The organism is Bradyrhizobium sp. Leo78 (genome assembly GCF_059512425.1).
This window is the reverse complement of the sequence record NZ_JCAMOT010000030.1, coordinates 77924-91394: the sequence shown is the minus strand read 5'-3', so window position 1 is coordinate 91394 and position 13471 is coordinate 77924. Positions and strand designations below refer to the sequence as shown.

The window sequence follows — 13471 nt, the reverse complement described above, 5'->3', positions numbered from 1 at the left end:
GCGTCAAACGGCGAAGAAGTTTTCGTCGATCGGCTTGCTCAACAGGCCGTTGCTGGCGAGAAAATCGCTTGCGATCATGACGGCCGACCTGGAAAGCTCGTCGCTCATGGGGCGATAGCCGAACTCCAGTCGGCGAGAACTCATCGCCTCCTTCAGGACATCGATCTGAATTCCGGTTTTGCTGCCGAAGAGATCGGCCGCCTTCGTCGTGTCGGCGTTGATTCCCGCGAGGCAGTCCTCGAACATCTTGCTGATCTTCGCAGCTATCCCGGGATTGGCGTCAGCCAGTTCTTTCCGGATCGCGACCCCGAAGTAAGGTAGTTCAATGCCCCCGGATATTTTCTTGTACACATCGCCGGCCTTCAGGAGCACGCGCAAGTCGGGCTTCCTTATCAGGCCGGTCGTGATGTTGGGCTCCCATGATATGGCGGCATCGGCACGATCGGCCATAAGTAACGATACGGACGCGGCCGGATTGTCGACGTTCTGAATCGTCGCGTCCTTTTCCATATCGAAGCCGAACGCCACCTTGATCAATGCTCTCACGATTCGGTAGGTGCCTGTCGACTGTAACGCCGCGATCGTCCTGCCCTTCAGTTTGGAGACGTCCTCGACGCCGCCCTTCGGCGCGAGCATTGCGATCATGTTCGCATCGGTGATCGAACAGACGTACTTGAGAGGGACGCCCGCCTGATAACGGGCAGCGAAGGTGTCCCAGCTTCCGATGCAGATGTCGTAATTTCCCGCAGTGAAGTCGTTGTAGTAGGTCGAAACGGCCGTATACGGCGACGGATCGGGGAGAATGATTCCGTTCTTGCGCCCGAGATGATTGGCGAGAATGTATTGGACGGGCAGCACCGTAAATCCGGGTTGCAGCGATGCCCAGCGGACATTGATGTCCGAGGCGGCGAGCGCATTGCGGATAATCGCCGGTGCGGAAACCGAGGCCACCGACAACGCGAGCAGCTTCCGCCTGGTCAACTGGATCATTCGTTCCTCCCCCGTACCGCGCTCGCGTTCATTCTTTTCCGGCCTCAACGCCGAGGGGCGTGAGGAGAAAAGTCCGCAATTCCGCTGTTGAAAGAAGCCTAAACTTGCCAAAGTCGGAACGATAGCGCATTTTCGCCTCCCCTTCGTTCCATAAATGGGACAAGTAGAGCGAGCCCGGAGGTCGGCGTGGCAAGAAAATTGGATCTGAACGCGCTGCTTCTGTTTTTTGAGGTCGTCAATGCAAGGAGCATTAGCGGCGCGTCGAAGAAGTTGGACATCCCCAAATCCACCATCAGCCGCAAGCTGATGTTCCTGGAGGACCAACTGAGCGCCGTGCTCTTCAAGAAAGGCGGCCGCAAACTTTCCCTGACCGACATCGGACAAGCCCTGTACGAGCACTGCGAACGGATCGCCGCCGAGATCGACGAGGCAGGACTGGGTACTGCCCGGATGCAAACGGAATTGCGTGGAATGCTGCGCGTCAGCATGCCTGTAGACTTTGGAACGGGATGGCTAAGCAGCGCGATTGCCGCATTCGCCGTAAACTATCCCGACATACATCTGGCTATCGATACGAACAGCCGCTGGGTTGATGTTTCGGTCGAATCTTACGACGTCGCCGTGCAATTGGGGACGTTGCCGGAAGCCCACGGGGGCGTGCGCCATCTCGCGAGCATAACTCGAGGCGTATATGCCAGCCCGGCATTCCTCGAACGTAGGGGCGTACCATCGAGTGTCGACGACTTCGAACATTTCGACTGCGTCGTAACCGAGCATCAACGCGCCGAAGGGGTCTGGACTTTCCGGAGCAGCCTCGGCGTCAAGGTGATCGACGTCGTGGGACGCATATCGGTAAATCATATCGGCGTTGCGCGAGAACTCGTAATCGGCGGCGTGGGACTGGGTATTCTGCCGAACGTCATGTGTCAGAACGACATAAGAGCGAAGAGACTCGTGCGAGTTCTTACCGATTGGGAGAGCCCGTCGCTGCAAGTTAGCGCGACCTTCCTGGGGAAGCGAAAGGAATCCAGACGATTACGGGCTTTCCTGGATTTCATGGAAACCAAGCTCAAGATCGAGGGTGATTCCGTTTCGTCCAGAACCGGCACGCTCTAAGTCGGCGACGACGGTAATGCCAGGAGTGGACACGGATCCGATCACCGCGCGATCACTCCGCAATTCTGGTACACATGCTTGATCTCGATGAGTGCCGGTCAATGGCCTCGGAACGACGCGCGTACGAGGAAGCCGCAGTCTTTATCGGATTTCCTGCATCGGCAAGAATGGCGATCCCGGGAAGACTCGAACTTCCGACCTACGGTTTAGGAAACCGCCGCTCTATCCGGCTGAGCTACGGGACCGCGAACCCCTCTCTCGGAGTTTCGGCACCTCATAGCAGACTGAAAGGCCGATCGCCAGACTCCGCAGCGGTCGGCGCCGCTCGCGGATGATCCGCGTGAGACAGGGTTCCGGCGCGCTGTCGGCGCCTGGGCGAAGGGCTGCTTCCGCGAATACGCGCACGCCAGATGTGAACAACAAGTTAACCGGCTGACAAGCCTTGGTTGAGCCAGATCAAGGTCATCGGCCGCGAATCACGTGAAAATCCAGAGCGGCCGCTTTCGGCCGTCCCACCTCACTCCTTCCCCATCCGGAGCACTCTGTGAACAGCGCCGGCAGCCTTGCCACCCGTCTCGCCTTCCATCGCATCGACCGGAAGACCACTGCGCTGTTGCGCGAGGCGCGCAGCCTCGTCATCGATGCGCTGCCCGGGATCCTTGACCGCTTCTACGATCACGTCAGTCGCTTCGCAGAGACCGCGCGCTTCTTCCGCAGCCGCGAGCACATGATGCATGCCAAGCAGATGCAGATGAAGCACTGGTCCATCATCCTGGAGGGGCGCTTTGACGCCGACTACGAAGCATCCGTGACGCGGATCGGCGAGATTCACAACAAGCTCGGGCTCGAGCCGGGTTGGTACATCGGCGGCTACAATGCGCTGTTGTCGGATCTCGTGAGCGAGGTCGCGATCCGCATGCCGACGCGCATGCTGAGTCGCGGCTCGGCGGCGAGGCAGGCCGCGATGCAGCGCGCGATCGTCAACGCGGCACTGCTCGACATGGATATTGCGCTCGCCGTCTACACCGAGGCCGAACGCCGCGACCGGCGCCAGACGCTGGACCGGCTGGCGACGGATTTCGAGAGCGCGATCGGCGGTGTCGTCGACATCGTCGCCTCCGCATCCACCGAGTTGCAGGCGTCGGCGCAATCGCTGCGAGGCGCGACCGATCGCACCTCGGCTAAGTCCGGCCTGGTTACGGTCGCTTCGCGCGAGGCGACCACGAATGTCAACGCAGTCGCCGCCGCGGTCGAGCAACTCACCGGTTCGATCCGCGAGATCGGCGAACGCGTCACCGATTCGGCCCGGATCGCGACGGAGGCGACCGCGGCAATCAATGCCGCCGGCGACAAGATGCAGAAACTCTCGGCCGCCGCGCAGCAGATCGGCACCATCGTCGGTCTCATCACCGACATTGCCGGCCAGACCAACCTGCTCGCGCTCAACGCCACCATCGAGGCGGCGCGTGCCGGCGACGCCGGGCGCGGCTTTGCCGTGGTCGCGCAGGAGGTCAAGTCGCTTGCCGAGCAGACCACCAAGGCGACCGCCGACATCGCCGCGCAGATCGGCGACATGCAGCAATCGACCACGGAGTCGACCAGCGCCATCGGTGATATCGTCGGCGTGATCCGCTCGATGGGCGAAGTGTCGAGCGCAATCGCCTCCGCCGTCGAGCAGCAGGACGCCGCCACCAGCGAGATCTCGCGCAACATCCAGCAGGCGGCGGTCGGTACCAGGGATGTGTCTGAGAACATCGAGGATGTCATGCATGCCGCCAAGGAGAGCGGCGGCAGCGCATCGAACGTGCTTGATGCGGCGGGCGAATTGTCGCGGCAATCGGAGCTGCTGCGCAACGAAGTGTCAAAATTCCTCGCGACCGTGAAGGCCGCCTGAGAACGTTCCGAGCTGACGCCGCTGTGATTCCGCATCCTGGCCGGGCAAAGGCGGTGGCGGCCGGGCGAGGTAAGCGGCTTCCTCGTCGCGGTCGCGTGGGTTCCATCCGGAGCCAAGCCCGCTATGTAAATCGAGGCGGCAGCCTCGCCTGCGACGAACGCCACCAGCTTGCATGCTGTCTTTCGCCTTGAAATTCCTACAAAATTTTAGTCGAAGCCAGACGTGACCAGATGCGCTATGAGACCTCGCCCACACCTGTGGACGCACGGTTCCACCGTGACAAGCGCCATCAAAATGACGACAATCCGCCCAACTCTCTCGCCCGTCCGAATCTGGCTGGGAATGCCTCTGTGATCGCCTCGCGTTTGCTAATGCTCAGTGTTGCCGCCGCCGGTGCAGCCGCGCTTGCGCCCGCGCGCGTCGACGCGCAATGGTGGCGCGGCACGCCGAGGGATTTCGAGGAATGCGCCGACGTCGCCGAGAAGGCGAAGACCAAGGAAGACAAGACCTCGCAGCTTGGCGACTGCAACGCGAAATTCGCCGGCCGCCGCAAGCCCGGCGGCGGCTACACTTATTATGACTTCCTGCAGGACCGCTCATTCGACATCTCCGGCCCCAACCCGACGCCGGAGGAGCAGAAGAAGATCGACCAGGAATATGCCCGCTATCTGGAAAAGCAGCGCCGCGAGAGCATGACCGCGGCGCTCGCCTTGAAGCAGCAGCAGGAAGCGCAAGTGCAATTGCCGCCAATGCAACCGCCCCCGCAGCCGGACGTCCAGAAGGTGACATTGCGGACCGAGACGGTGCGGGTGCCGGTGCCGGTGGCAAGCCCGGTCAAACGGGCCGAGCGCATCAGAGCCGCCAAATGCGCCAAGGACTCGTTTTCCTGCGACTGGCCGCGGGTCTCCGCGAGCTGGAACGAGTTCAAGAAGATTTTCGCCCCGCAGCCGCCGGCGCCGCCCGCCAAGGCGAAGCAGCGGAGCTGACCCTTTCGGAATTGCAGCCGGGTGAAGCGCAGCGTAACCCGGGGCCGCCCCCTAAGGCAAAGATCCCGGGTTGCGCTTCGCTCCACCCGGGCTACGAGGTGCCTTAGCGCAGATGCGTGCGCTTGGCGCGGTGCGGCACGACCCGCTTGGGCGCAGGCGCAATCGGATCCAAGGCCGGCGCCCGCGATGCCGCGCGGCTCTCCTGCAATCGTGCGTCATAGCCCGGTGAGGGGACGACCGTCGGCGGCGCGGCATGGGAGGCCGCGACTGAACCTAGAGTCAGGGTCACAACCGACCACACTGCGGTGGCGATCCGTCTCATCGATCCTCCTCCATCATGTCCCCATTGGAATTCGTGCGGGGCCGGCGCCTTTTCAAGGCATCAGCCTCGGATTTGCCCGACCGTCAACCCGGGCGAGCCGTTGCCCGCCGCCTCGGCCTGCTTGACCAGTTCGACGATACGCCGTGACAGCGGCGCCTTCAGGCCGCGCCGGTCGGCGATATCTGTGATGACGCCCTGTAGATAATCGATCTCGGTGCGTCGGCCGCGCTTGAGATCTTCCCACATTGAGGAGCGCGCCTGCGGATCGATCTTCATGGTACGCCCGAGCAGCGCCTCGAAGATCGCATCCGGCAGCCGCAACAGCGGCGGTATTAGCCCGGCCGGAATCGGCGTCGGCGACACCGGTCTAATGCCTTCCGCCTTGATCGCCGCGAGCCCCTCCGCCATCTGGTCGGCGAACAGCTTTCGCCAGTTGCGCTGTGCGAGCTGCCGGCGCAGCGGGATGTCGGACAGCGCATTCAGCGCGTTGTTGAGATTGACGATCAGCTTGCCCCACTGCACGCCGTCGATATTGTCCGTCGCGCGCATCGCAAGGCCCGGCACCGACAATTGCTGCGCCGTGCCCGCCGCGTCCCGTTCGACGACGATTGCGCCCGATGTCGAGCGGTGAAACCTGCCCTCGCCGAGACCGACCACGTTGAACGGCACCATCCCGCCCAGCACCTTTCGACCGGGTAGGCGCTGGCGCAACAGGCCGACATTGCCGACGCCGTTCTGCAGGCTGACGATGACTGCATCGTCAGGCGCGTGCCTCGCAATGAGGTCAGCCATATCAGCGGTATCCGCGCTCTTGACCGTGACCAGCACCGTGCCGACGTCGGCAAAAATGGAGGGATCGTCGGACAGCGTGATCTCGTTTGCAGCAAGCCTTTGCTCTGACCCGTCGAAGCCGGTCAGGCGCAGCCCGTTACCCCTGATTTCATCCACCACGCGCGGCCGCGCCAACAGCGCCACCTTGCGGCCGGCAGCAGCCAGCATGCCGCCGACAAAACAGCCGATGCTGCCGGCGCCGGCGATCCCGATCGGTCGATCCAAAGCATTCATCCGCCGTTCAACCCCACGACCATAATCGATAGCAGAGTTGGTATTTTGTGCCTACCGAACCGGAGCCGCAGCCTGCGGCCGTGCCTTGTAACCGTCATGGGCGGCCGTTATGTTTTCGGCGCGGGGCAGATACGCGGGAGAAGACGATGGGTTTACTCGACGTACTCAACGGCATGCAGAATGGCCCGCGCGGGCCCAGCACGCCGAGCGCCGAATCCGACAAGGGCGGCATGTCGCCAATGACCATGGCCATCCTGGCACTGCTGGCCTGGAAGGCGGTCAGGCATTTCACCAATCAGCCCGGCGAGGCCCCACGGCAGGCGCCGGCGCCGACGCCAACTCAGACACCCGCTCCTCCGCCCGGCAACGTCGTCGCAGCAAACGTGCCCGGCGGTGCGGCGGGCGGCGGATTGAGCGATCTGCTCAAGGGCGGCCTTGGCGGACTGCTCGCCGGTGGTGCTGCCGGCACCGTCCTGAGCGGCGGGCTCGGCGATCTCCTGAAACAACTGCAGGATAACGGCCTCGGCGACCAGGCCAATTCCTGGGTCAGCAACGGCCCAAACAAGCAGGTCGCGCCGGGCGATCTCGCCAACGCGCTGGGTGCCGACCAGATCGACCAGATCTCCGCGCAAAGCGGCCTATCGCGCGACGACCTGCTCAGTGGCTTGAGCCAGTTTTTGCCTGACGCGGTCAATCACCTGACGCCGGACGGGCGACTGCCGAGCGACGAGGAAATGTCGCGGCGGGTTTGATTGCGGCCGCGGACAAAGGCTGATTTCTCGTTTCAGGAAAGGACGACCGCCATGAGCGGCATTCTTTGGATCATTATCGTCGGCTTCATCGCAGGCCTGATCGCGCGCTTCCTCTCACCCGGACCGAACAACCCGAGCGGATTCATCCTGACGACGGTGCTCGGGATCGCCGGCGCGTTTCTCGCGACCTGGGTCGGACAGGCCATCGGCCATTACAGCCCCGATCAAGGTGCCGGCTTCATCACCGCCACCATCGGGGCGGTGGTCGTGCTGTTCATCTGGAACCGGCTGGTGGCGAGCGGCGTCATTCCCGATCCCGGCAGGCGGTAGCGCGCTTTGCTCTCGCTCCGTCATGCCCGGGCTTGTCCCGGGCATCCACGTTCTTCGTATCCGCGGCCAAGATCGTGGATGGCCGGGACCCGGCTACGCCAAGGCTTTGCCGGGCACTCCAGCGTCGGTCCGGCGAAGCGATAGCGAAGACGGGCAAGCCCGGGCATGACATAGAGGATGCGCCTACGAAATCAGATGCATTCCCGCATCCATGCGCACGCATTCGCCGGTCATGTTGCTCGAGGCCGGCGTCGCCAGGAAGCAGACGAGCTGCGCGATATCTTCCGCCGTTGAGGCCACCTTCAGCGGCACCCTCGCCACGACAGCGTCGCGCACCTGCTTGGCGCCGGCTTCGCCGCGGCCCTTGGTGAACCAGGGCGTGTCGATATAGCCGGGGCATACCGTGTTGACGCGAATGAGCGGCGCGAGCGCACGCGAGAGCGACAGCGTCATGGTGTTGAGCGCGCCCTTGCTGGCGGCATAGGCGATCGAGGAGCCGACGCCGGAAATACCCGCAACCGACGAGACATTCACAACCGCCGAGGCGCGCCCCGACGCGTTCGCGCCGGCTTCAAGCAGCGGTCGGGTCGCGCGCACCATCTGGAACGGCCCGATGGTGTTCACCGCGTAGATGCGTTGGAAATCTTCCGCCGAGAGCCCGTCGAGATTGTCGTGCGCGACATGCTTGGTGGTGCCGGCATTGTTGATCAGTGCATCCAGCCTGCCCCAGGATGCCGCCGCTGCGGCGATCTTCCGACAATCCTCGTCGCGCGACACGTCGCCCTGCACCACCACGACCTCGGCGCCGGCGCTGCGGCAAAGATCGGCGGTCTCTTCGGCTTCGTTCTTGCTGTTGGAATAGTTGACGACGACGCGTCCACCGCTCTTTGCCAGGATCTGCGCGGTCGCGGCCCCGAGGCCGGACGCAGAGCCCGTTACGATCGCATACAAACCATCCTTCGACATTAGCACTCCACTCCCTCTTTAGCTTTTGCGCTCAAAACGTTCCCGCGCTGGCATACCATATCGCGCGGCCAAGGCGACAAGCCAGAACTCCGTTGCGTGGAATTTCTGCTTCCGCGCGATGGCTCGCATGCCGCGGCCGCAGGCGGCCCTGCGGACAGCGCTTGTCAGGGCTATGGCTTTTCCCCATCATAAAGCGCAAGAACGAAATGCACTTGGCGCGACCGTTTGGCGCGTCCGAGACGTGCCAAATTCCATAGCTTGAGGAACGCCGTGGCGGAGAGTGAGAATATTGTCGTCGAGACCGCACAGAAAATCTTTGCCGATCTCGCCGACGCCCAGACCATCAACAGTGACACGACGGGAAGCTGGAAAGCGCCGCTGTGGCAGGCGCTGAGCGAGGCCGGCCTGCCGCTCGCCTGGGTGCCGGACGATCTCGGCGGTTCCGGCGCGAGTCTGGCCGAAGGCTTTGGCGTGCTCAACGCCGCGGGCCGGTTTGCAATCGCGGTGCCGCTCGCCGAGACCATGCTTGCGGGCTGGCTGCTCGCGCAAGCGAAGACCGCTTCCCCCGACGGCGAGATGACGGTGGTTCCCGCGAGCCCGAAGGACCGCATCACGCTCAATGCCGATGGCAGCCTGTCCGGCCGCGCCCGCGGCGTGCCCTTTGCCAAAGCGGCAAAGCATTTCGCAGTGCTGGCGCATGGCAACGGCGGCATCTCGATCGCATTGGTCGATGCCGCGAAAGGCCGGATCGAGGCCGGCATCAATGTCGGCTACGACAATTCGGACACTGTGACGCTGGACAAGGTCGAGCCAATCACGATCAAGCCGGCGCCGAAGGGCTTTGACCAGACCACGCTGATGCTGATGGGCGGCGTGGTCCGCAGCCTCCAGATCGCGGGCGCGCTGGAATCGATGCTCGACATTTCCGTGCGCTACTCCAACGAACGTGTCGCCTTCGAGAAGAAGATCTCGAAATTCCAAGCGGTGCAGCACAATCTCGCACGCCTCGCCGGCGAATCCGCCGCCGCGCTTGCGGCCGCGACCTCTGCCGCCGACGCCGTTGCGAATGCGACCTCTTTCGACGACGCAGTGTACCTCGAAGCAGCGTCCGCCAAGATCCGCTGCGCGGAGGCGGCCGAGAAAGGCGGCGCCATCGCACACCAGGTGCACGGCGCGATCGGCTTCACCATGGAGCATATCCTGCATCGCTATTCGCTGCGTGCGCTGGCCTGGCGCGACGATTTCGGCTCGGAAAGCCATTGGGCGGTTGAGCTCGGCAAGCGTGTCGCCGCCAGAGGCGCCGACGAATTGTGGCCGCTGGTGGCCTCGCGCTGATTTACGGAAAGAGCCATGACTGCAGCCCTACGTTTCGATCCGATCCGTCTGCCGCCCGAATGCGAGCAATTACGCAAAGAGGTGCGCGCCTTCCTTGCCGAGGAGATCGCCGCCGGCACCTTTGATCCGAACAAGCCCAACCGCGAAGATACCGACGCGCCGGAATTCTCGCGCCGGGTCGGCGCCAAGGGCTGGCTCGGCATGACTTGGCCGAAGAAATATGGCGGCCAGGAGCGCTCGTTCCTTGAACGTTATGTGGTCACCGAGGAGATGCGGGTCGCCAACGCGCCGACGCGACGCTTCTTCGTCGCCGACCGCCAGAGCGGGCCGGTCCTTTTGAAGTACGCGCCCGAGCATATCAAGATGGACATCCTGCCGCGCATCTGCGGCGGCGAACTCTGTTTTGCGATCGGCATGAGCGAGCCGAATTCCGGCTCGGATTTGTTCGCGGCGAAGACGCGCGCGACCAAGACCGACGGCGGCTACCTCATCAACGGCAGCAAGATCTGGACCTCCTCGGCGCATATCGCCGACTACATGATCGCGATCTTCCGGACTTCGCCGCCGACGAAAGAAAACCGTCGCCATGGCCTGACCCAGTTCCTGGTCAAGATGAAACAGCCGGGCATTAAGGTGAATCCGATTGGCCAGATCACGGGGCAATTCGAGTTCAACGAAGTCGTCTTCACCGACTATTTCGTGCCCGACGATCACGTGCTGGGTGAGATCGATGGCGCCTGGAAGCAGGCGACGTCAGAGCTCGCCTATGAGCGCAGTGGCCCCGAGCGCTTCCTTGAGACCTATTACGTGCTGACCGAGCTGGTGCGCGCCGTCGGCGACAAGCCTGATACGCGCAGCGCCGAAGGCATCGGCCGTCTGGTGGCGCAGCTTCACACCATGCGCCGCATGTCGGTCTCGGTCGCCGGCATGCTGCAGGCCGGCAAGGAGCCGGTCGTGGAGGCCTCCATCGTCAAGGACATCGGCACGGTATGGGAGCAGCAATTGCCGCATCGCGTGCGCGACCTCGCCGCCTTCGTCGAGGAGACCGCCTCCAACCGCGAGACGCTGGAGAAGCAGCTCGAATTCGCGCTTCGGACGGCGCCGAAACTGACGATCCAGGGCGGCACCACGGAAGTGCTCCGCGGCATCATCGCCCGCGGGCTTGGGTTACGCTAATTTTTGTAGGGAACGCTCATGAGCAAATATACCGATATCGGCGTCGAGAAGCAGGGCCACGTCGGCCTGATCGAAATCCGCAGACCGCCGCTGAACTTCTTCGACGTCGCGCTGATCAACCAGATCGCGGACGCGCTGGAGGAATTCGACCGCGACCTCGAGATCCGCGCAAGCGTGCTGGCTGCGCAAGGCAAGGCGTTCTGCGCCGGCGCCAATTTCAACGATCCGGCGCGGCAGGAGCAGGAAGAGCGCGCAGCCTCCGATCCGGCCGCCAATCTGCCGATCAACCATCTCTATGTGCAGGCGGTGCGCATCTTCCGCAACAAGAAGCCGATCGTCGCCGCTGTCCATGGCGCCGCCATCGGCGGCGGACTTGGCCTTGCCGTCTCCGCGGATTTCCGAGTCACCTGCCCCGAGGCGCGCTTCTCGGCAAACTTCACCAAGCTCGGCTTCCATCCCGGCTTCGGATTGACATTCACGCTGCCCGAACTGATCGGCAAGAACAACGCGGAATTGATGTTCTACACCAGCCGCCGCGTCACCGGCGAGGAGGCCTATCGCTGGGGACTCGCCAACGTGCTGGTGCCGCAAGATCAGGTGCGCGCCGAGGCGCTGAAGCTCGCGCAGGAGATCGCCGAGTGCTCCCCGCTCGGCCTCATCTCCACCCGCGCCACCATGCGCAGCGACTTCGCCGACCGCGTGCTCGCCGCCACCAACCATGAGCTGATCGAGCAGACCAGGCTGCGCGCCACGGAAGATTTCAAGGAAGGCGTGAAAGCCAGCGCCGAGCGCCGCGTTGCGAATTTCAAGGGGCGATAGTACGGCGGCTACTCGCCGTCATGGCCGGGCTTGTCCCGGCCATCCACGCGCATCCCCTCGCGCGGAGCCGAAGAACGTGGATGCCCGGGACAAGCCCGGGCATGACGGTGAAGCGCGTGGCTCAGGCGGCGAGCCGGAACGTGACGCCACCCAACGAGAACTCGTCGCCGGTCACCGCAAGTCCCTTTTTCCTTGCAGCATCGCGCACCCTCGCCGCGTCCGCCACCTTGAACGTCAGCGCGCTCATGATCTCGCTTTCGCCGTTGACGAAGCGGAAGGTACAATTCGGCAATCGTAGCTCGGTCCCGCTGACCGGCACCTCAAGGATCCGCCCCCAATGCGCCGCGAGCACTTGCGGCTCCGGGCTCTGCATCTCGACTTCGGTCAGCGCCTGCGTCACATCCTTTCGGATGTGCTTCTGCCACTCCGGCCCGGCCGGCGGATAAGGCCCCAGGACATCGTCGCTGCCATCGGTGTGGTTGAACTCGATGAAGGCGGCGCGGCAGTCGCGCGGGTGGAGTTGCACGCCGTGATAGGGCCCGTGCGTGATCACGTTCGCGGTGCGCACGCCGATGGCGTTGGCATGCGCGCCGCGCGCGTCGGGATCGTCGCAGCAGAAAATCGCCATATAGCCGCCGCGGCCGCTGGTCTTCTCAATGAAGCGGCCTGCCGCCGTGCCCGGCTTAAACGGTGCCACCACTTCGAGCAGGATGGTGTCAACCGGCAGCAGCGCGTTCTCCAGGCCATATTTGGCGACATTGCCGTCGCGATAGCAGACGCTCAGGCCCATGATATCGGCGATAGCTGAAATCACGGGCTCGAGTTCTGGCGCCACCAGACAAATCTGGCGCAGCCTGAGGTAGCCAGCCATCCCTACTCGCCCTTGAAGACGGGCTTGCGCTTCTCGACGAACGCCTTGGCCGCTTCCTTGTGGTCGGCTGTCTCGCCGCAGCGGGTGTGATGGATGGCTTCGCCGTCGAAGCAATCCTCGAGCGACAGATGCTCGGCATTGTTGATGTTGCGCTTGATGAAGCCGAGCGCGATCGACGGTCCCTGTGCCAGCGATATCGCAAGCTCGCGCGCGGCGGCGTCAATCTGCGCATCCGGCACCACCTTGGTCACGACGCCAAGCGCATGCGCCTCCTGTGCGGTGAGGACCGGCGAGGTCAGATACAGCTCGCGCGCCTTCGCGCTGCCGAGGAGTTGGGTCAGGAAATAGGTCCCGCCATAGTCGCCGGAGAAGCCGACCTTGGCGAAGGCGGTCGTGATCTTGCAGGACTCGCTCGCCACCCGCAGGTCGCAGGACAGCGCGATCGAGAGCCCGGCGCCGGCTGCAGCGCCGTCGAGCTGCGCCACCACCGGCTTTGCCATCTGGTGCAGGATCCGCGAGACCTCCATGCCGCGACGTAAGTTGGTAAGTTTGGCCTCGAACGGCAGCGGCGCCCGCCCTTCCGCCATCGACTTCACGTCGCCGCCGACGCAGAAGGTGCCGCCGGCGCCCTTGATCAGCACCGCGCGCACCTCGTGATCCTCGGCTGCCCGCCGCGCCGCCTCCACCAGGCCGCGCGTCATGTCCGGGTTCAGCGCATTGCGCCGCTCCGGACGGTTCATGGTGATGGTGAGCAGGCCGTTGTCGAGGCTTTGCAGGACGATGCTGTTTTCAGTCATGGGTTTGGCTTTCTTGGTTGTTGTTAGTTAGATCCATCCACCGTCATTGCGA

Annotated in this window: 14 protein-coding genes and 1 tRNA gene; 8 read left to right on the top strand and 7 right to left on the bottom strand. The window is 63.6% G+C overall.

Annotation, left to right across the window (positions count from 1 at the left end; translation table 11 throughout):
* Nucleotides 1-3: 3 nt before the first annotated feature.
* Nucleotides 4-990 (bottom strand): ABC transporter substrate-binding protein, encoded by a 987-nt coding sequence (locus tag AC5ZG1_RS30495; protein WP_130225967.1) that lies wholly within the window; start codon nt 988-990, stop codon nt 4-6.
* Nucleotides 991-1176: 186 nt separating this feature from the next.
* Here AC5ZG1_RS30495 and AC5ZG1_RS30490 point away from each other — a divergent pair, with 186 nt between their 5' ends.
* Nucleotides 1177-2106, top strand: coding sequence for a LysR family transcriptional regulator (locus tag AC5ZG1_RS30490; protein WP_496135015.1), 930 nt, complete (start codon nt 1177-1179; stop codon nt 2104-2106).
* 168 nt (nt 2107-2274) lie between these two features.
* Here AC5ZG1_RS30490 and AC5ZG1_RS30485 read toward each other — a convergent pair.
* Nucleotides 2275-2351: transfer RNA gene (locus AC5ZG1_RS30485), tRNA-Arg, on the bottom strand.
* 299 nt (nt 2352-2650) lie between these two features.
* Between AC5ZG1_RS30485 and AC5ZG1_RS30480 the strand changes: the two genes are divergently transcribed.
* Together AC5ZG1_RS30480 and AC5ZG1_RS30475 are read left to right on the top strand one after the other, a co-directional pair.
* Nucleotides 2651-4000, top strand: a complete 1350-nt coding sequence (locus tag AC5ZG1_RS30480; protein ID WP_496135014.1) for a protoglobin domain-containing protein — start codon at nt 2651-2653, stop codon at nt 3998-4000.
* Between the two features lie 371 nt (nt 4001-4371).
* Nucleotides 4372-4986 carry a hypothetical protein gene (locus AC5ZG1_RS30475; protein ID WP_496135013.1) on the top strand — a complete coding sequence of 205 codons (615 nt, stop codon included), beginning with the start codon at nt 4372-4374 and terminating at the stop codon, nt 4984-4986.
* Between the two features lie 103 nt (nt 4987-5089).
* Here the strand turns inward: AC5ZG1_RS30475 and AC5ZG1_RS30470 are convergent, their stop codons facing one another.
* Both AC5ZG1_RS30470 and AC5ZG1_RS30465 read right to left on the bottom strand, forming a co-directional pair.
* A complete protein-coding gene (locus AC5ZG1_RS30470) occupies nt 5090-5308 on the bottom strand; it encodes a hypothetical protein (RefSeq protein ID WP_028164285.1) in 219 nt (72 codons plus the stop codon).
* Nucleotides 5309-5368: 60 nt separating this feature from the next.
* Nucleotides 5369-6364, bottom strand: coding sequence for a 2-dehydropantoate 2-reductase (locus AC5ZG1_RS30465; protein ID WP_496135012.1), 996 nt, complete (start codon nt 6362-6364; stop codon nt 5369-5371).
* Between the two features lie 155 nt (nt 6365-6519).
* On the opposite strand from AC5ZG1_RS30465, the gene AC5ZG1_RS30460 reads away from it, so the two are divergent.
* Nucleotides 6520-7125 carry a YidB family protein gene (locus AC5ZG1_RS30460; RefSeq protein WP_028164283.1) on the top strand — a complete coding sequence of 202 codons (606 nt, stop codon included), beginning with the start codon at nt 6520-6522 and terminating at the stop codon, nt 7123-7125.
* A 51-nt stretch (nt 7126-7176) separates the two neighbouring features.
* The gene (locus tag AC5ZG1_RS30455; RefSeq protein ID WP_028164282.1) at nt 7177-7455 is read left to right on the top strand and encodes a GlsB/YeaQ/YmgE family stress response membrane protein; all 279 of its coding nucleotides are present in this window, start codon (nt 7177-7179) and stop codon (nt 7453-7455) included.
* Between the two features lie 183 nt (nt 7456-7638).
* On the opposite strand, the gene AC5ZG1_RS30450 is transcribed toward AC5ZG1_RS30455, so the two are convergent.
* Nucleotides 7639-8421 (bottom strand): SDR family NAD(P)-dependent oxidoreductase, encoded by a 783-nt coding sequence (locus AC5ZG1_RS30450; RefSeq protein ID WP_464346404.1) that lies wholly within the window; start codon nt 8419-8421, stop codon nt 7639-7641.
* Nucleotides 8422-8691: 270 nt separating this feature from the next.
* Between AC5ZG1_RS30450 and AC5ZG1_RS30445 the strand changes: the two genes are divergently transcribed.
* From AC5ZG1_RS30445 to AC5ZG1_RS30435, 3 genes are read left to right on the top strand one after another with little or no spacing between them, the layout of a single operon-like run.
* Complete coding sequence (locus AC5ZG1_RS30445; protein ID WP_496135011.1) at nt 8692-9756, top strand: acyl-CoA dehydrogenase family protein; 1065 nt, start codon at nt 8692-8694, stop codon at nt 9754-9756.
* A 15-nt stretch (nt 9757-9771) separates the two neighbouring features.
* Nucleotides 9772-10932: an acyl-CoA dehydrogenase family protein gene (locus AC5ZG1_RS30440; protein ID WP_496135010.1), complete on the top strand. Its 1161-nt coding sequence runs from the start codon at nt 9772-9774 to the stop codon at nt 10930-10932.
* 18 nt (nt 10933-10950) lie between these two features.
* Complete coding sequence (locus AC5ZG1_RS30435; protein ID WP_496135009.1) at nt 10951-11751, top strand: enoyl-CoA hydratase/isomerase family protein; 801 nt, start codon at nt 10951-10953, stop codon at nt 11749-11751.
* A 121-nt stretch (nt 11752-11872) separates the two neighbouring features.
* On the opposite strand, the gene AC5ZG1_RS30430 is transcribed toward AC5ZG1_RS30435, so the two are convergent.
* Together AC5ZG1_RS30430 and AC5ZG1_RS30425 are read right to left on the bottom strand one after the other, a co-directional pair.
* Nucleotides 11873-12622: a VOC family protein gene (locus AC5ZG1_RS30430; protein WP_496135008.1), complete on the bottom strand. Its 750-nt coding sequence runs from the start codon at nt 12620-12622 to the stop codon at nt 11873-11875.
* 2 nt (nt 12623-12624) lie between these two features.
* Nucleotides 12625-13419 (bottom strand): enoyl-CoA hydratase, encoded by a 795-nt coding sequence (locus AC5ZG1_RS30425; protein WP_496135007.1) that lies wholly within the window; start codon nt 13417-13419, stop codon nt 12625-12627.
* Nucleotides 13420-13471 lie beyond the last annotated feature (52 nt).